This is a genomic window from Corynebacterium sp. HS2168-gen11 (assembly GCF_024834075.1).
Lineage (GTDB): Bacteria > Actinomycetota > Actinomycetes > Mycobacteriales > Mycobacteriaceae > Corynebacterium.
Map to the genome: position 1 here is coordinate 42,893 of NZ_JANUXR010000010.1, position 17,546 is coordinate 60,438.

The 17,546-nt window shown below is 48.3% G+C and carries 18 protein-coding genes; 15 read left to right on the plus strand and 3 right to left on the minus strand.

What is annotated here, in order from left to right:
- The first annotated feature begins 217 nt into the window (after positions 1 to 217).
- The 8 genes from rplS to NXS99_RS07995 all read left to right on the plus strand — a co-directional run bounded on the left by rplS (position 218) and on the right by NXS99_RS07995 (position 7,194).
- Positions 218 to 559 carry a 50S ribosomal protein L19 gene (rplS, locus tag NXS99_RS07960; RefSeq protein WP_259288140.1) on the plus strand — a complete coding sequence of 114 codons (342 nt, stop codon included), beginning with the start codon at positions 218 to 220 and terminating at the stop codon, positions 557 to 559.
- Positions 560 to 787: 228 nt separating this feature from the next.
- Complete coding sequence (lepB, locus tag NXS99_RS07965; RefSeq protein ID WP_259288208.1) at positions 788 to 1,558, plus strand: signal peptidase I; 771 nt, start codon at positions 788 to 790, stop codon at positions 1,556 to 1,558.
- A gap of 224 nt (positions 1,559 to 1,782) precedes the next feature.
- Positions 1,783 to 2,430 carry a ribonuclease HII gene (locus NXS99_RS07970; RefSeq protein WP_259288141.1) on the plus strand — a complete coding sequence of 216 codons (648 nt, stop codon included), beginning with the start codon at positions 1,783 to 1,785 and terminating at the stop codon, positions 2,428 to 2,430.
- Between the two features lie 33 nt (positions 2,431 to 2,463).
- Positions 2,464 to 2,769: a DUF2469 domain-containing protein gene (locus NXS99_RS07975; protein WP_259288142.1), complete on the plus strand. Its 306-nt coding sequence runs from the start codon at positions 2,464 to 2,466 to the stop codon at positions 2,767 to 2,769.
- 323 nt (positions 2,770 to 3,092) lie between these two features.
- Positions 3,093 to 3,497 (plus strand): YraN family protein, encoded by a 405-nt coding sequence (locus NXS99_RS07980; RefSeq protein WP_259288143.1) that lies wholly within the window; start codon positions 3,093 to 3,095, stop codon positions 3,495 to 3,497.
- On the plus strand, positions 3,487 to 5,010 hold the full coding sequence (locus NXS99_RS07985; protein WP_259288144.1) for a YifB family Mg chelatase-like AAA ATPase: 1,524 nt from the start codon (positions 3,487 to 3,489) through the stop codon (positions 5,008 to 5,010). Before NXS99_RS07980 ends, NXS99_RS07985 begins: the two co-directional genes overlap by 11 nt.
- A gap of 3 nt (positions 5,011 to 5,013) precedes the next feature.
- Positions 5,014 to 6,186 (plus strand): DNA-processing protein DprA, encoded by a 1,173-nt coding sequence (dprA, locus tag NXS99_RS07990; RefSeq protein ID WP_259288145.1) that lies wholly within the window; start codon positions 5,014 to 5,016, stop codon positions 6,184 to 6,186.
- Positions 6,187 to 6,273: 87 nt separating this feature from the next.
- Complete coding sequence (locus NXS99_RS07995) at positions 6,274 to 7,194, plus strand: tyrosine recombinase XerC (protein ID WP_259288146.1); 921 nt, start codon at positions 6,274 to 6,276, stop codon at positions 7,192 to 7,194.
- On the opposite strand, the gene NXS99_RS08000 is transcribed toward NXS99_RS07995, so the two are convergent.
- The gene (locus NXS99_RS08000; protein WP_259288147.1) at positions 7,179 to 7,670 is read right to left on the minus strand and encodes a M23 family metallopeptidase; all 492 of its coding nucleotides are present in this window, start codon (positions 7,668 to 7,670) and stop codon (positions 7,179 to 7,181) included. The two genes, NXS99_RS07995 and NXS99_RS08000, sit on opposite strands and share 16 nt — an antisense overlap.
- 478 nt (positions 7,671 to 8,148) lie before the next feature.
- Here NXS99_RS08000 and rpsB point away from each other — a divergent pair, with 478 nt between their 5' ends.
- The 5 genes from rpsB to NXS99_RS08025 all read left to right on the plus strand — a co-directional run bounded on the left by rpsB (position 8,149) and on the right by NXS99_RS08025 (position 13,142).
- Positions 8,149 to 8,964 (plus strand): 30S ribosomal protein S2, encoded by an 816-nt coding sequence (rpsB, locus tag NXS99_RS08005; protein ID WP_259288148.1) that lies wholly within the window; start codon positions 8,149 to 8,151, stop codon positions 8,962 to 8,964.
- A gap of 379 nt (positions 8,965 to 9,343) precedes the next feature.
- Positions 9,344 to 10,171, plus strand: coding sequence for a translation elongation factor Ts (tsf, locus tag NXS99_RS08010; protein WP_259288149.1), 828 nt, complete (start codon positions 9,344 to 9,346; stop codon positions 10,169 to 10,171).
- A gap of 371 nt (positions 10,172 to 10,542) precedes the next feature.
- On the plus strand, positions 10,543 to 11,271 hold the full coding sequence (gene pyrH / locus NXS99_RS08015; protein WP_259288150.1) for a UMP kinase: 729 nt from the start codon (positions 10,543 to 10,545) through the stop codon (positions 11,269 to 11,271).
- 287 nt (positions 11,272 to 11,558) lie between these two features.
- Entirely contained in the window at positions 11,559 to 12,116 is a 558-nt protein-coding gene (gene frr / locus NXS99_RS08020) for a ribosome recycling factor (protein WP_259288151.1), read from the plus strand.
- A 156-nt stretch (positions 12,117 to 12,272) separates the two neighbouring features.
- Positions 12,273 to 13,142 (plus strand): phosphatidate cytidylyltransferase, encoded by an 870-nt coding sequence (locus NXS99_RS08025; protein ID WP_259288152.1) that lies wholly within the window; start codon positions 12,273 to 12,275, stop codon positions 13,140 to 13,142.
- A 297-nt stretch (positions 13,143 to 13,439) separates the two neighbouring features.
- Here NXS99_RS08025 and NXS99_RS08030 read toward each other — a convergent pair whose 3' ends face one another.
- Positions 13,440 to 13,856, minus strand: coding sequence for a lipopolysaccharide assembly LapA domain-containing protein (locus NXS99_RS08030; RefSeq protein WP_259288153.1), 417 nt, complete (start codon positions 13,854 to 13,856; stop codon positions 13,440 to 13,442).
- A gap of 165 nt (positions 13,857 to 14,021) precedes the next feature.
- On the opposite strand from NXS99_RS08030, the gene rlmN reads away from it, so the two are divergent.
- Positions 14,022 to 15,128: a 23S rRNA (adenine(2503)-C(2))-methyltransferase RlmN gene (gene rlmN, locus NXS99_RS08035; protein WP_259288154.1), complete on the plus strand. Its 1,107-nt coding sequence runs from the start codon at positions 14,022 to 14,024 to the stop codon at positions 15,126 to 15,128.
- A 361-nt stretch (positions 15,129 to 15,489) separates the two neighbouring features.
- Here the strand turns inward: rlmN and NXS99_RS08040 are convergent, their stop codons facing one another.
- Positions 15,490 to 15,912, minus strand: a complete 423-nt coding sequence (locus NXS99_RS08040) for a DUF2631 domain-containing protein (protein ID WP_259288155.1) — start codon at positions 15,910 to 15,912, stop codon at positions 15,490 to 15,492.
- A 451-nt stretch (positions 15,913 to 16,363) separates the two neighbouring features.
- On the opposite strand from NXS99_RS08040, the gene dxr reads away from it, so the two are divergent.
- The gene (gene dxr / locus NXS99_RS08045) at positions 16,364 to 17,536 is read left to right on the plus strand and encodes a 1-deoxy-D-xylulose-5-phosphate reductoisomerase (RefSeq protein WP_259288209.1); all 1,173 of its coding nucleotides are present in this window, start codon (positions 16,364 to 16,366) and stop codon (positions 17,534 to 17,536) included.
- Positions 17,537 to 17,546 lie beyond the last annotated feature (10 nt).

Below are 17,546 nucleotides of genomic sequence, written 5' to 3' on the forward strand. Positions count from 1 at the left end.
ATCAAAATGAAGCTTCTAAGCTTGACGACGCCGTCTACTGGCGCAAAATGTTGAAAAGTTTGAAATACCAGTGGTGATGTGGGATAATTTTTCAGTTGTCTGGCTTCATGTCAGCTTCGAGACATTGTAATGGATATGAACCAGCACGAAGCGCCTTGTTATATGCAAGGAAATGCCGCTCGGGTCCTCTTTCCTGAAAAGTAAAGGATTATGTTCCATGAACATTCTTGATAAAGTAAACGCAGCTTCCTTGCGCGATGATGTTCCATCATTCCGCCCAGGCGATACCCTCAACGTGCACGTAAAGGTTATCGAAGGCTCCAAGTCCCGTATCCAGGTTTTCAAGGGCGTTGTTATTCGTCGCCAGGGTGCAGGCATTTCTGAGACTTTCACCGTCCGTAAGGTTTCCTTCGGTATCGGTGTAGAGCGTACCTTCCCAGTACACACCCCAAACATCGAGAAGATCGAAGTTGTAACCCGTGGTGCTGTACGTCGTGCGAAGCTGTACTACCTCCGCGACCTGCGTGGTAAGGCTGCTAAGATCAAGGAAAAGCGCTAATCTTTTTCCCCAATTCTTAATTTGGCACCGCTTACGTAAATATTTACGTAAGCGGTGTTTTCCTTATCTGATACGTAAGGCAACTCGATTTGCTGCACGGGTCGTGAGCCCATATGGCAAGGAATATCGGTGCATGCGGGTAGTGCGTTGGTGCATGCGGGGTGAGCTGAAGAACTGCTAAGGTGGACTATTGTGAATGAGAAGGACAACGCAGAGAATATCCGTGCAATTCAATCGGATAAGCATCGACGAGAAGTTGAACAGCGTCGTACGCAAGACGAGAAGAAGAAACAAACTCCTTGGTATGTAGAAATCCCAATGGTCATTGTTCTGACACTTATTTTTATGGCGTTAGTACAAGGCCTCGTCGGTCGCGTCTACGTCATTCCTTCGCAATCGATGGAACCAACCTTGCATGGCTGTGCAGGTTGTACCGGTGATCGCATTTTCGTGGAAAAGATCAGCTATTATTTTTCCGATCCTGAGCCAGGCGATGTGATTGTCTTTGAAGGTACTGAATCGTGGAACCAAAACTATGTTTCGCAACGTTCTGAGAATCCAGTACTTCGTGGACTCCAAACTGTTGGTGCCTTCGCAGGTTTGGTAGTTCCTGACGAAAATATCTTGGTCAAACGTGTGATTGCAACAGGTGGACAAACCGTACAGTGTTTGCCAGGCGATGCTGGTGTTACTGTCGACGGAGCTGTAGTTGATTCACACTTTATTGAGCAGCCGTCACAATATCCGGTGAATCCTGATCATGGATCTGAAGCCTGCGGTGGTGATTATTTTGGTCCGATTACTGTGCCTGATCGTCACCTGTTCATGATGGGCGATAACCGCACGAACTCCGCAGACTCACGCTATCACCTCAATGACACTTCGAGCGGCACGATTCCAATAGAAAATGTTCGTGGCAAAGTTGAAGCGATTGTCTATCCATTCAGTAGAATCGGCTTTATCGAAGACTTCGACATTCAAGCTACTCCAGCTCAGTAATGAAGGACGTTGTACATTTTGCGGTATGCAGGTGCTGCCATTGCTGCGTGTGAAAATACAGGCGGTTGAGAAGGTCGCGCGTAGTGTGACAGTGGCTCTCTGAGGAACGAACGAGAGCCACTAGTTGCGATCAGCCACTTGCCGTAACACGCAACCTACCGCGATATGCAACCTGCCGTGACATACATCCAAATCCGGTGAATAGTTGAGAGAGGGATCTATCGATGAGAAAACTCAAACAGCTTCGAACCTTTGAAGTTTATTTAGACAAAGCCGGATTTGGGCCAGTTGCCGGCGTCGACGAAGCGGGGCGAGGTAGTTGCGCTGGGCCAATCACGATTGCAGCATGCATTCTGCCGCCAAAACCCATAGCCGAACTGGCAGATTTAACCGATTCGAAAAAGCTCAGTGAGCGCAAACGCGAACAGCTATTTCCCATAATCCAACAACATGCCCTCGCATGGTCAATCGTCCATATTAGTGCCGCCGATATTGATACATTTGGCCTGCAACATGCCAATATTTCCGGTATGCGCCGTGCCGTCGCACAGCTTGAGGTGATCCCAGGATACGTGTTAACCGATGCTATGAAAGTGCCAGGATTAGTCCAACCACATTTACCGCTCATCGGTGGAGACTACACAGCACGCTGTATTGCAGCAGCCTCAGTACTTGCGAAACATTCCCGCGATACGCTCATGATTGATCTTGATGAGCAATATCCACAGTATGGCTTCGCAAAACATAAAGGCTATGGCACGAAGATTCACCTTGATGCGGTGCGCCGTCATGGCGCAAGCCCGTATCACAGATATAGTTATGCCAATGTCGCCAGTGCACATGCGCATTGGCTGTCGCATGACGAACCTTAAGCAAGATATGAAGGTAGGGGAGGAGCACACCATATGAGTGCTGAAGATCTCGAAAACTATGAGGCAGAAGTCGAACTCGCGCTCTACCGCGAATATCGTGATGTGGTAAGCCAGTTTTCCTATGTCGTTGAAACTGATCGCCGTTTCTACTTAGCAAATGCCGTAGAAGTGATTCCGCATACCAATGGTTCAGATGTATATTACGAGGTCCGCATGTCGGATGCATGGGTGTGGGACATGTACCGCGCTGCGCGTTTCGTTCGCTACGTGCGCGTGATCACCTACAAAGACGTCAATATCGAAGAGCTCGATAAACCTGAATTTGTGATTCCAGAATAATCAACTGCGACTGCTTGACGACGCTGCTGTCGTCCACCAGCTTCAAACATACATACGTATTGTCCTAAGAACCCTTTGGTATTCCAACCAAAGGGTTTTCTCTTTGCCCACCCAACGTGCGTTTTCATCTCACTTTCCTGCCTACGATACTGTTGCTGAAATCGTTCCAGAAATATGCGTATACCGTGCAGTTTTCCACTTGTAGCACAAGTGCTGCTTGCCGGTTTTCTTGTTGCGTCGCACCCTTGAATACACAACGGCTTGTAGTAATCGCATTTGCGGTTGCATGCACCTTTCTCGCCTTTTATGTGGAGTGATTATCTATGACGGCAACTCGACTGTGTGACTATACAATCAAACGCGCGCGCCAAGCTCATCAACTTGGAAGAAGAGGAGAACTATTTGCAGCGCAATACCTGGTGAATAACGGCTACGAAATCCTTGCACGCAACGCACGATTCCCAAACGGTGAAATCGATATTATTGTCAAACGCCCTCATCGTAATGAACGCATCTTCGTCGAGGTGAAAACTCGTAGCAGCACCGCTTTTGGATTGGCAGAAGCCTTCGATGCACGCAAGTTTCGCAATCTTCGCAAAGCCGCGATGCAGTGGCTAGCGGATGAAGAATACGTCGACCTGCGCTTTGATCTGATTACCATTGTGTTTTCTGATTATCAGATTCCTCAATTGGAATGGTTTCAAGGAGTCGATCAAGATGCTTGCTAAAACTCAAACGGTGGCATTTGAAGGTATTGGTACTCATAGCGTGCATGTCGAAATTAATATCGGTCAAGGCTTACCAGGAGTCTATATGGTGGGCATGGCCTCGACTGGCGTCAATGAAGCAAAAGACCGGATTAAAACCGCAGCACGTAACCAAAAACTTGCCTGGCCGAAAACCAAAGTCATAGTCAGCCTGGTACCAGGAGATTTACCAAAACAAGGCACACATTTTGACCTTGCAATTGCTGTTGGCATCATTGTCGCAGAACAAAGACTTTCGCCTGTGATCGATCTCGATTCAATTGTTTTTATGGGTGAAGTTGGTCTCGACGGCAAGCTCCACGGTGTGCCAGGTGCATTGGCAGCATGTGTCCACGCGCATGCGCAACACTGCCGCGTCGTCGTTGTACCGCAAGCGAATGAAACCGATGTTGCGGGATTTCATGGAATTGACGTCCGTTTAGCACCTGATTTGGCAAGTGTGATTCGTTGGCTTAGCGGCGCTGAAGATCTTCCTACTCCAGGTCAGCAGCGCAGTTTGCACATGATGCGCACCAAAGAACTGGATATGAATCAAATCTCAGGGCAAGCAGAAGCGAAACACGCAGCTGAAGTTGCCGCAGCAGGTGGCCATCACGTGTTTTTTATCGGTCCGCGCGGAAGCGGCAAGTCTATGATTGCTGCACGCTTACCGACGATTATGGCGCCGCTGGCAGAGCAGCAACAATTAGAAACCGCAATTATTCATCAAAGCATTGCATGGGGCACGCACAGTTTAAGCGAAATGGCACCATTTGTTGCGCCACATCATCGTTTATCAGAAGCTGCGCTCATAGGTGGTGGCAGTGGTAAAGCGAAACCAGGTGCAGTCAGCCTAGCGCACCACGGCGTGTTGTTTTTAGATGAAGTGACCCAAATTCCAGCACGTGTATTAGACGCTCTACGTATACCACTTGAGCAACGTGAAGTCAGGTTGCAGCGGCAACATCGATGTATTGTCTTTCCTGCAAATTTCTTACTGGTATTAGCTGCAAACCCATGTCGATGTGAAGCATCAGATCCAAGTCAATGTCATTGTTCACCGCGCGAACGGCAAACTCATTTTGCCAATATTTCTGGACCACTACGCGATAGAATCGACATCTTCGCCAAGACATATCCGCGTGGCACATTAGGTACTGATGAAGACATCGAATCTTCAGCCACGATCGCTCAACGTACAGCAGCCGCACGTGATCGAGCTCGTTTTCGTTGGCAAAACGCTGGCCAAGATACCGTGCTGAATGCCGAGGTCTCTCCGAGTTTCTTAAGGCGCAATTTCCCTCCGAATGATGAAGGATTGGCACTGATTGGCCATTATTTAGCGCAAGGTACAGTCACGCAACGTGGCGTTGATCGAGCCATCAAACTTGCTTGGACATTGGCAGATCTAGAAGCTTGTGCAATTCCAACCTTGGATCATGTCTATCGCGCTTTACAACTACGCACCGCAAATACAAACAGTGGAGAAGCATAACCTATGGAACAGTTACTTGCATGGGCTTATCTATCACGTGTGATCGAAGGTCCGAATCGTCATCTGCAACAGCACCTCCAACAAGGGAAAACTGCAACAGAGTTGGCATATGCCATTCGTAAACGAGAATCTTGGTTAGGGCCACTTTTGGCAGCAACCGAAGCACGGTATACCTATGATCGTTGCGAACAAGATTTAGCGTTACATTACAAATTAGGTGGCAGGCTCGTGACTCCCGATGATCAAGAATGGCCCACTGAGATGTTTCAGCGGGCGTTTGGTTTTGCCAAACTACGAGGTCAAGAGGAAAGCAAAACACACCAATACGATGCAGAAATGCCGCATGCTCTATGGGTACGTGGTGAAAATATTGCAAGTTTATGCCAACAAAGTGTCAGCATTGTCGGTACACGTGCGGCAAGTGAGTATGGTCTTGGCGTGACTCGCCAGATTACTCATGAGCTTGTTCAGCAACAATATACGATTGTCTCAGGCGGTGCATTTGGTGTTGATAGTGCAGCGCATCAAGAAGCTTTGGAATCTGGTGGTACGACGATTGCTGTGCTTGCGCATGGGCTTGATCGTGTGTACCCGACTCGAAACGCACGCCTATTTCAACGCATTGCAACCAGTGGTAAAGGCGCACTGATTAGTGAATATCCTCCCCAAACTCCACCACAACGACATCGATTTTTAACACGAAACAGGTTGATTGCTGCCTTGAGTCAAGGAACAGTAATTACCTCTGCCGCGTGGCGTTCTGGAGCCTTGAACACCTTGAAATGGGCTGCCGCACTGGGCAAAGTAACAATGGCGGTGCCAGGTCCAATTACAGATGTCAATTGTTTAGGCTGTCTCGTTAAAATTCGTGATGGTGAGGCGACGATGGTGCTGAGTGCGCGAGAAATCGTAGCCTTGCTGGATAAAATCGGTGCCATAGATATCGATGGCCAGTATGAGCTCGATTACGCCGCAAGTGATGTGCAAAAACTTACTCAGACAGAACTCAAAGTTTATGATGCAACAAGCATGCGCCCTGCAAAAGCAAGCGAAATTGCAACGAGGAGTGGGCTAACTATTGGTTTAACGGTTCATATACTAATGGAATTAGCTGGAAAAGGTTTGGTGATTCGTGAACAAGAATATTGGAAACGTTTGGAACACGTAGAAGAATAATGCAGCACTGTAGATCTTCTTGGGCAGCAGTTGGTGCTGTGAGCAAATAATTGTGGTTTGAAAGCATGCGCCACTAAGCTAACAACCATGATCAAGAGCCGCCCTGATGACGCTGTATGTGCCACGGGACAACTACAAGAAGCGATCGCAGATTTTGCACGCCACTTGGAACTGATTGTTGGACGTTCTCCCGCGACAATTCATAGTTATCGGACAGACTTACTTGATTTTGCTCAGCAATATCCAACCTATGCGGATTTCACGTTGGAAAATCTGCGCAACTGGTTGGCAACCGCTGTTGAAGCGCACAAATCCCGTGCCACGATTGCACGGCGGAGCGCTTCAGCACGAGCATTTTCAGCGTGGAGCAGGAGGCAAGGTTATATCGAGGTCGATATTGCAGCACGATTGAAAACCCCGAAAGTTGGCCGAACTTTGCCGAAAGTCGTTCCGGTCGACAAAATTGACGCGCTCGTGGACGCCTCTCATGACACTGAAGGGCCAGAATATATCCGAAATCGTGCCATTTTAGAGTTACTTTATGCCACGGGTATTCGTGTCTCCGAACTTTGTGGCATTGATCTTGGCGATTTTGACTTCGCACGCAAAGTTGTAGTGGTGACCGGTAAAGGTAATAAGCAGCGAGTGGTACCATTTGGACAAACGTGCTGCCAAGCACTGCTGCAATGGCAAGACAACAGTCGCAGCCACTTTCTCAAACCAGAACGTCCCACTCAAGCATTTTTCTTAGGGGTTCGCGGCAGTCGAATCAATCCTCGAGTGGTACGAGCAATCGTGGAACAAGCTGGCAGTGCAGTTCATATTGATGGTCTTGGTCCACACGCACTGCGCCATAGCGCTGCAACGCATATGCTTGACGGCGGTGCAGATTTACGTATCGTACAAGAGCTGCTTGGACACGCGTCCTTACAAACTACCCAAATCTATACGCATGTGTCTGCTCAGCGATTAAGTCAAGCCTTCCAACAAGCTCACCCGCGAGCATAACCTGCAACAGGTTTGAGACGAATCATTGGAATCGGGAGCAGTGAGAGGGGATTAATATAGTCTTCTGCTCCGTATTTTGCACCCCATTGCAATCCAGGCCACGAAGTCGTTGAAGCGAGTAACAATCCAATTGGCTCTCCTGCAGCAACTGCATCACCAGCGGCGACCATAGGGGATACCGGTTGATAGGTGGTACGTAAACCATTTGCATGCAAAATTGAAACTGTTCCAGTACCTGCAATCACGCCTGCAAACAGTACTGTGCCGGTTCCTGCTGCATATATGATACTGCCAGGAGGTGCTGCTAAATCAACGCCTCGATGTCCAGTAAGCCAACGCTGAGCAGGATTCTGAAAACGACGTAAGACTACCGGTCGGCGTTGGGTACCAGTTACTGGATTGACAAATTCGGCTACCTGATGTGCTTGTGCATGAACAGAAATGGGTGAGATCAGAGCTATGTGTATAGTGCACAAAAGCCAGATGCCTATAAATATGTACGAAAACCAGAGACGCTGATGCATGGTTATATATTTCACGTCAAACTCACTCAAGTTGCGAGCAGCATATTTGATACCACTGTGAGCGACGTGATGTGTATTGAAAATTACAGCCTTGTAGATTGTTGTCGATGAAGAAATTCTGTGATCTATGGTGGTGCATTTGTTCACCGCGGATTTCTCCATTAGAATACCCAGATGGCAGTGTGTCTTGACGCAATTTATCAGTCTCGATCAAATGTGAAAAGAATACATTGACTACGCGCAGTCACGATCGTGTGCCTCAACGTCATCGTTTTTGATGCGTTTGGTACAGAGCCGATATCTGCATCACGTGGTCCACTCTTCTTGCTTGAAAGTTGTTTGTGGTGTGATGTGGCGGTGTTGATTGCTAGGACACAGGGAAAGCCTGTGATAGAAGAAAACCAAAAGCCTACTATAGAAAGGAAGCACCATGGCAGTTGTAACCATGCGCGAGCTTCTCGATTCTGGTGTTCACTTCGGTCACCAGACCCGTCGTTGGAATCCAAAGATGCGTCGTTTCATCTTCACTGAGCGTAACGGCATCTACATCATTGACTTGCAGCAGACCTTGACCTTCATTGATCAGGCATACGAGTTCGTGAAAGAAACTGTTGCTCACGGCGGCACCATTTTGTATGTTGGTACCAAGAAGCAGGCTCAAGAGCCTATCGCTACCGAGGCTGAGCGCGTTGGTATGCCATATGTGAACCACCGCTGGTTGGGTGGCATGCTCACCAACTTCCAGACCGTTTCTAAGCGTCTGCACCGCATGAAGGAACTTCAGGCAATGGATGCGGCTGAAAACGGTTACGACGGTCGTACCAAGAAGGAAATCCTCATGCTGACCCGCGAACGCACCAAGCTTGAGCGCGTTCTCGGTGGTATTGCTGAGATGACCAAGGTTCCTTCCGCTTTGTGGGTTGTTGACACCAACAAAGAGCACATTGCAGTAAACGAAGCACACAAGCTCAACATCCCAGTTGTTGCTGTGCTCGACACCAACTGTGACCCAGATGTCGTGAACTTCCCAGTTCCAGGCAACGACGACGCTATCCGTTCCATCTCTGTTTTGACTCGTGTAATTTCTCACGCTGTTATCGAGGGCAAGAAAGCTCGTGAAGAGCGCGCGTTGGCTGCTGCAAAAGAAGCAGCTGGCGATCCTAAGACCGAGACTGTTGAGGTAGCTGCAAAGGTTGAGGCACCAGCTGAGGTTGCTGCTGAGGCCGCTGTTGAGGCTGAAAAGTAAAATAACGATATGTGCAGCAGTGATACTTCTATCTACAAGTGCTGCACTTCATCACTACTTTTTAGTTTGACGTATACCTTTACGCTATGTTGAAGCGCTCAGTTCGTTCTTAAAATGCCCCTTATCGCATAGGCGAGGGTCTTTAAGGGGAATTGGGCGCTTTCTGCACATAATTGTTTCAAGGGTATGCGAATTAAACAGTGAAAGTCTTGCATTGCATAGGCTTGGTATCGCAGGTCTTTTTGCCTGCGAGCGCAGCATAATTATGAGCGAAAAAATTGTCATGATTATGAATTGCGCGCGGAGTACATGAAAATTCAGTACTCTGAATGAGAAAAACTTTCATTTACCCCTAATATCAGAGGAGGGTCGCCCCCACATGGCGAACTACACTGCTGCAGACGTTAAGAAGCTGCGCGAAATCACCGGCTCCGGCATGATCGACTGCAAGAAGGCTCTCGAAGAGACCGCTGGCGATTTCGAAAAGGCTGTTGAAATCTTGCGCATCAAGGGTGCTAAGGACGTCGGAAAGCGCGCTGAGCGTAATGCTTCCGAGGGTCTGATTGCTGTTTCTGGCAACACCATGATCGAGGTCAACGCTGAGACTGACTTCGTTGCAAAGAACGCTGAGTTCAAGGCATTCGCACAAAAGGTTGCTGAGGCAGCTGCTGCTGTTAAGGCTAATTCTCAGGAAGAGTTGCTTGCAGCTGAGGTCGATGGCACCACCGCTGGTGAAGCTATCTTGGCACTGTCTGCAAAGATCGGTGAGAAGTTGGAGCTGCGTCGTGCAGTAACCTTGGAAGGCGAGAAGCTTTCGGTATATTTGCACCACCGTTCCGCTGACCTGCCACCAGCTGTTGGCGTTTTGGTTGCATACACCGGTGAAGGCGAAGCTGCTGAAGCTGCTGCACACAACGCTGCAATGCAGGTTGCTGCATTGAAGGCTGCTTACCTGTCTCGCGAAGATGTTCCAGCTGAAGTTGTTGAAAAAGAGCGCAACATCGCTGAGGAAATCACCCGCCAGGAAGGCAAGCCAGAAGCTGCAATCGCAAAGATCGTAGAAGGCCGCCTCAATGGTTTCTACAAGGATGCTACCTTGCTTGAGCAGCCTTCTGTTTCTGACAGCAAGAAGAACGTCAAGCAGCTTATGGATGAAGCTGGTGTCACCATCACCGGTTTCGTTCGCTTCGAAGTTGGTCAGCACTAATTTCATAGCGCCTGCCTGAGTTTCTATAGTCAGGATTAGGCTCAACCATTAAGCCAGCAAGCAATAAAACACTTGCTGGCTTTTTGCATGCCAAAATCTTTTAACGTTTCTACGGTACTGCTTGATGTTTCTCACACCTCCAGAGATCTATGCAGGTTATTTCGAATGACAACCTATGTTGTACTCCAATGCAAACCATACTTTCCTGTTGTTCTAAGGTAGAATATTGACTTTGAGATCAGTTGTGGCGATCACGTATGCAGACTCCTATTGTTGTGGCATGACTGACAGTCATAGACATGACAGTGATCTGCAAGCTACAAAGGTTCGAAAAAATCCTTCAATTTCAGAAAGGCCTAGGGCTAAGCACGATGTCTGATACCAGCACTACACGAAATGGCTACAAGCGAGTCATGCTTAAACTCGGAGGAGAAATGTTCGGCGGTGGAGCTGTAGGCATTGATCCTGATGTAGTGTCCAACGTCGCACGCCAGATCGCAAGTGTTGCACGCGATGGTGTACAAGTAGCTGTGGTTATCGGTGGCGGTAACTTCTTCCGTGGCGCTCAACTACAACAACGTGGCCTTGACCGTAACCGCTCCGACTATATGGGCATGCTCGGCACTGTGATGAACTGTTTGGCACTCCAAGACTTCTTAGAGCAGGAAGGTATTGACTGCCGTGTACAAACAGCAATTAATATGGCACAGGTTGCTGAGCCATATTTGCCACTTCGTGCCAAGCGTCACCTCGATAAGGGACGTGTGGTTATTTTCGGTGCCGGTATGGGTATGCCATATTTTTCAACTGATACCACTGCAGCACAGCGCGCCTTGGAAATCGATTGCGAAGTTTTGCTTATGGCCAAGGGTGTAGATGGCGTATACTCTGATGATCCACGTGTGAACCCAGATGCTGAGCTGTTCCATGAGATTACCCCACGTGAGGTTATCGAGCGTGGACTCAAGGTTGCAGATGCTACCGCATTCTCACTGTGCATGGATAACGATATGCCAATTTTGGTGTTTAATTTGCTCACTGAAGGCAATATCGCACGTGCAGTTTCTGGCGAACGTATTGGTACGCTGGTTCAGTCCTAATCGAATTTCACGTTTTCGTATATCAGTCTGATATCGGCAAAAATGTTCAGGTGAAACTGGGCCAAACGCTGATATAAAGGGGGTGTCCAGTCTTTTTTCTCCAGCAAACCAGGTGCTGGAGGTAGGAAAGACTGGGCAGCACTGATATTGTTAACAAAGAACCAAGTAAATTATGTATTCTTGCGATGGTTTGCAACTTTATATCTGTCGGAATATATCACTGATATAAATGAAGCAGCCAGGTGTAGATCGTAATTTGCAAAAGTATTGAGCTATAAGGATATTTCATGATTGATGAAGTGCTGTTTGAGTCCGAAGAACACATGTCTACCTCGGTGGATCGTACTCGTGAAGACTTGGTAAACATTCGTACTGGACGTGCAAATCCAGCAATGTTTAATGGTGTTATTGCCGACTACTACGGTGTTCCAACTCCAATTACTCAAATGGCTACCATCTCGGTTCCTGAAGCACGCATGTTGCTGATCAAGCCATATGAGCAAAGCATGATGCAAGAGATCGAAAATGCTATCCGCAATTCCGACCTTGGTGTTAACCCAACCAACGACGGCCATGTGTTGCGTGTGACCATTCCACAGCTGACCGAAGAGCGTCGTAAAGAAATGGTGAAAGTTGCGAAAGCCAAAGGCGAGGATGGCAAGATTGCGATCCGCAACGTGCGTCGTAAAGGCATGGATCAGCTTAAGAAGATTCAAAAAGATGGCGCTGCTGGTGAAGATGAAGTCAACGCAGCTGAGAAGGAACTCGATAAAATCACCGCGAAATATGTTGCGATGATTGACGAAGTTGTTTCGAAAAAAGAAGCGGAACTGCTGGAAGTTTAAAGTTTGACCGCTGCACTTATAACCTCACGTGACAAGCGTGAGGTTATACCTATATCAGAGTTGAATGCTGAAATAGGGAAGTGAGAATACATCTCCTGGCCAAGTGTTCGCGTAATCGTTGTGCTTGGATTAGGAATGAGAAAGTACTCGTATTTTATGACGAAACAGTCAAGGCATCTGCCACGTCCGAAAAACTCCGCCGGTAGGGATTTAAAAGTCGCAATACCTGTAGGCATTGGGCTGGTTGCGATCGTGCTTGCCGCAATTTTTGTGATTCCACATGGTTGGTATCCACTGGTCTCAATTGGCATCTTTTTGGCAATGTGGGAAGTTTTATCCAGGCTCAATGAACGCGGCTATGTGATCCAGCGCTGGAACCTCTTACTTGGTGGCCAGCTGATGGTGTGGATGAGTTTGCCATTCGGTGCAAAAGGCCTGGTGTCTGGATTCGTCACAGCAGTGTTGTTGCTGATGTTCTCCCGATTATTTGTGCAAGGGCGAACAGCAACTCCACAAAATTACGTACGCGATACTGCAACCGGTATCTTCGTATTAACCTGGATTCCGTTATTTGGCTCGTTTGCCGCCATGATGTCGCAACTAACCGATAAAAACGGTGTCACCGGCACGATGTTTATCATCAGCTTTATTGCCTGTGTGATCGCATCAGATACCGGCGGATATATTGCAGGGGTGATGTTTGGTTCGCATCCGATGGCACCAGCGGTGAGTCCGAAAAAGAGCTGGGAAGGATTTGCCGGATCAGTAATTCTTGGCACACTCACTGGTGCTGGAATGGTGTGGTATTTCCTCGGGCATCAATGGTATGAAGGACTGTTACTTGGCCTTGGATTAGTTATTTGTGCCACCTTGGGAGACCTGGTCGAATCGCAATTTAAGCGAGAACTTGGTATTAAGGACATGTCTGCAATGATTCCAGGACACGGTGGCCTGATGGATCGACTCGATGGCATGCTGCCATCTGCAATGGTGACATGGTTGCTCATGAGCGCTATTGCCGCGTAACGCTGCTACTGCAATGTGCTCATGGTATGCGTACATGGATGAAGACTGTGGTGAATTCGAGCAATGCACGCCATGCTCAAGCAAGAATATCGTGCATGGCTACAACCTTAGTCCAACAGTAATATGGAAGCCTTAGCAGCTCACAACGCTGAAGCGGCGTCGTAAAGCAAGGCATATCCAGCAAGGTATACGCGTAGAACCTGTGCAACAGTGTACGTACAGCCAAGCCGCATGATAGCACCGGTATGTATCGGTGCTATCATGCGGCTGTATGCGTTCGATGTGCGAAATAGTGGATTAATCTTGCGTAGCGGCAAGTTGTACGCGGATTTTCTTAATTTGGCGTCGCAACTGGAACATACGAACACCGCCAACGAATGCCATGATCAGTGCGCCTGTTACAGCAGCTAAGAGGAAGCCAATACCAACTGGCAAGGTAAACTGCCACACAAAAATTGTAAGATCGAGCTGCTGCTGATTTTGCATGATAAACACCAACAACGCGATTAACAGTAATGCGCCAGCAATCAGCGCAATCCAAGTGCCGCCAGCGAAGCTAGTTTTGACTTGTAATTCCTCAAGAGCTGGTGTTGGAGAAGCAGCAGAGGCTGCTGGAGAAGTAGCAGAGGCTGCTGGAACAGCTACGACGTCTTCAGTTGCCTCAGGTGTTGCGGGAGTATGGTCATCGCTATTGCTTTGAATGTTTTCAGTCATAACTTCTATTCAACGGCAAAATATCCATAAAGACAACCTTGTCACACGAAAATCATATTTTTGCCCTATCAAATCTCTCAGCAGTTCGTATTTTCACATTTTCTGTACAAACCAAGGCCATCCTAAATCGATTTTTCAGATTAAACATGGAATGATGTAAAGATTATGGCTACTTCCATCCCTTTAAATTTTTCCACTCCGCGTCGCAGCATGCCGCCGAAACATTTTGCTGACCTCACCAAAGACGAGCGCATTGCGACCCTCCAAGAACTCGGTTTTCCGAAGTTTCGGGCGAATCAGCTCGCAAAACACTATTACGGCAGGATGGAAGCAGATCCTCGCACCATGACGGATCTGCCAGCACAAGCGCGTGAGCAAGTCGCTGAAGCACTGTTTCCACAACTTATGCAACCAGTTCGGGTTGTTGAAGCTGATGATGGAGAAACCCAAAAAACTTTATGGAAGCTTCACGACGGAACCTTATTAGAATCCGTTCTGATGCGTTATCCAAATCGTGCGACATTATGCATCTCCTCCCAAGCCGGCTGCGGCATGGCGTGCCCATTCTGTGCCACGGGCCAAGGTGGCTTAGATCGTAACCTTTCGACTGGCGAAATTGTTGATCAGGTACGCGCTGCTGCAGCAACCATGGAAGCAGAAGGAAGTCGCCTTTCGAATATCGTCTTCATGGGTATGGGTGAGCCACTGGCCAATTACAAGCGCGTTGTCAGCGCAGTGCGCCAAATCACTGCACCGGTACCAGATGGTTTCGGCATTTCACAGCGCAATGTTACCGTTTCGACTGTTGGCTTAGCGCCTGCAATTCGCAAGCTTGCCGACGAAGACCTCTCGGTGACCTTAGCAGTTTCGCTGCATACTCCTGATGATGAACTTCGCGATACTCTCGTGCCGGTGAATAATCGCTGGTCGGTTGCAGAAGTTCTCGATGCGGCAGCATATTATGCTGATCGTTCCGGTAGACGCGTCTCGATTGAATATGCATTGATCCGTGATGTGAATGATCAAGGCTGGCGTGCTGATATGCTTGGCAAAAAATTGCACAAGGCTTTAGGGGCGAAGGTTCACGTGAATCTGATTCCGCTGAATCCAACCCCAGGTTCGAAATGGGACGCTTCGCCACAAGCGCAGCAAGATGAGTTTGTGCGACGGGTGAGTGCACAAGGCGTGACGTGTACTGTTCGTAATACCAAAGGCCAAGAAATTGCGGCAGCTTGTGGTCAGTTAGCAGCAGAAGAACGAACTGACGGATAACTGTGCGCGTCTCGCAACAACAACTGTGATGCATACTGAAGTACTCGCGCAACTTGTGCGTTTACATGTGGTGAGCGAGTGCTCAGCGTGATTGAATACAGCGGTCTGAATTATTTTCAGATTTTGGTGAACAAGGCTACTGAATCAGCATATTAAGGAGCACATGCTCACGATTATTATGGTGATCGTGAGTAGTAACCCTCCTATGTATTGAGTGATAGCAGCGTATGGGTATCAGTCATCAGTGGCAGCTGTAATACGTGATAAGGGCCTAAGAGGTCGGCAACTTAAGCGTATACATAGATATAAAATCCCTCTTTGCGCTATGGCAAAGAGGGAAGTTAAGAACAAACGTCGAAGTTTATGCTTCCAAAGAACGAAGATGTGCGACACGAGCTGGGTCGATGTTTAATGCGCGCAGCTGATCATCGGTAAGTTCTGCATATGGGCCAGTGCAGGTAGCCTGCAGGTAAGTCCAATCTGGCTCCTTGTGGCCAACTGGCTTGTTGCGTGCAGTCACAGTCTTGACTTGGGTTCCGCTGAGAGGGAACATCTGTAGTAGCAACCCAACTGCAATCAACGCTGCAAACAGGAACAAGAAGACAGTCTCGACGTGACCCTTGTGATTACCAAAGTTGTAACCGAGCAAGATGAATACAGAAACCCAACCTGCAATTTGGGTAGCGCCTAGTCCAATATGGTGCCAACCCCAAGCTGCGGAAGGCTCATCCAAAGTAGAGACACCATTATGTACTTCAGGGGCGATCGCGTGGGAACCTGCCACGTTCTTCTCCTTATCTCATGCTTTCGTCAAGGATAAGAACTTATCACAAGACAAAAGTGTGGTTGATAATGCCAACTGATCGAAGTTTGTCAATGATCAGCACATCTAGAATCCTTTACTATTTTGGCATAACACGAGATTAAATGCGAGATAACGTGACTGTAAACTCTAATGTGTGTTGTAGCACACATTAAACGAGGGTATTTTATGGTAAAAAGCTGCATTTTCCGCGATTTTTCTGGAAACATGCTACGAAAGTTGATACACGGAAAGGGGGTAAGTGTGAAGCCTTTGGTGCAACTATCTTGCTATCTGTTATTCCTTCCGCGATAGGTGGAGGCGTCAGGCGTCGAAAAGCAGGAAGGTATGAGAACTTCCAACTTTCATCAGAAGTAGGTTCTTACTGCAATTATGATCGGCTAGCTGACATGATTGGCAAAATAATGGAACAATAGAAACTGTGACACGAAAAATTCTGATTTTAGGTTCAACCGGTTCGATTGGCACGCAAGCGTTGGAAGTTATCCATGCTAACCCTGATCGTTTTGAAGTCGTGGGTATTGCTGCTGGTGGGCGCGATGTTGCTGCAATTATTGCCCAAGCTAGGGCGTTGGGTTTAACGCCTTCGCAGATTGCGGTTGCACAATCTGGTGCAGCTCGCGAAGTTGAAGCAGCGCTTGGAACTGGAGTGATCAGTGGCAGTGATGCTGCAACAGTGCTGGTACAAACCATTCAGGCCGACATCGTATTAAATGCCCTTGTTGGATCACTTGGGTTGGCTGCAACTATGGCCACCTTAGAATCTGGTGCGTATCTGGCGTTGGCGAATAAAGAATCACTGGTGGCCGGTGGTGATCTGGTCATGCAACAAGCCGCACCTGGTCAAATTATTCCTGTCGATTCTGAACACTCCGCGATGGCGCAGTGCCTCCGATCAGGAGATCGCGGCGAGCTACAACGCTTGGTATTAACTGCCTCAGGTGGACCATTTCGTGGTTGGACGCGCGAGCAGATGTGGGACGTTACCCCAGCACAAGCAGCAGCGCACCCAACCTGGTCAATGGGACAGATGAACACCCTAAACTCAGCGACCTTAGTCAATAAAGGCCTCGAGCTTATCGAAGCCACCTTGCTGTTTAATATTGATCCTTATGACATTGACGTCACGGTCCATCCGCAGTCGATCGTGCACTCAATGGCCACCTTTGTCGATGGTGCGACGATTGCACAAGCCTCGCCGCCATCGATGAAACTGCCAATTGCCCTTGCCTTGAACTGGCCAGCACGTGTGCCAGAATCCCAGCCAGCTTTGGATTTTTCATTGGCTGCGACGTGGGAATTTGCCCCAGTAGACAATGAAGCATTCCCAGCAGTTGAACTTGCCCGCACTGTCGCAGCACGCGGCGGCACATATCCTGCGATTTATAACGCGGCAAATGAGCAGGCTGCAGCAGCATTTTTAGCTGGTCGAATTCATTTCCCACAAATCGTCGATACAGTCGCATACGTCGTGTCACACGCTGAAAGTTTTGCAGTGGCGCCAAAGTCGATCGCTGATGTGTTGCACAGTGAAACGCAGGCGCGTCTGCTTGCCGATCAATACCTTGACAGCATCGCTTCGTAGGAGTGTAACT